The sequence below is a fragment of the Saccharopolyspora sp. NPDC050389 genome, from assembly GCF_040655595.1.
GTDB lineage: Bacteria > Actinomycetota > Actinomycetes > Mycobacteriales > Pseudonocardiaceae > Saccharopolyspora.
Window position 1 is genome coordinate 54,305 of record NZ_JBFAKG010000059.1, and the last position, 511, is coordinate 54,815.

A 511-nucleotide genomic window follows, 5' to 3' on the forward strand; every position below is an offset into this window, starting at 1 on the left:
GGGCAGCGGTGGTGGTTCTGGTGGTTCGTCTGGTGGTGGTCAGGGGGATGGGCCGCTGAAGCCGAGGACGCTTTATAAGGCGGGCGCCAAGGAGAGTGACGGCAAGGGCGGTGCTGGGGGCCAGGAAGGTGTTGGTGGTCGTTCCGGCGGTTCGTCTGGTGGTCAGGGGGATGGGCCGCTTACCCGAGGCGTGGCTGTGGAAGCGCCGAAGGCCAAGGTGGGTGACGGCAAAGGCAGTGGTGGCGGATCCGGTGGTTCGGCTGGTGGTCAGGGGGCTGTGCCGCGGGAGCCGGTGACGTCGATAAAGCCGGTCGCCAAGGAGGGTGACGGTAAGGGCGGTGACGGTAAGGAGGGCGATGGTAAGGGTGGTGACGGTAAGGGCGGCGATGGTAAGGGCGGCGATGGCAAGGGTGGTGACGGTAAGGGCGGTGACGGTAAGGAGGGCGATGGTAAGGGTGGTGACGGTAAGGGCGGCGATGGTAAGGGCGGCGATGGCAAGGGCGGTGACACG

1 protein-coding gene is annotated in these 511 nt (G+C 66.7%); it reads right to left on the reverse strand.

From position 1 onward, the window contains the following. Nucleotides 1-511, reverse strand: a 511-nt coding sequence (locus tag AB0I53_RS32075; protein WP_358611342.1) for a hypothetical protein, incomplete at both ends; no start/stop codon positions are given.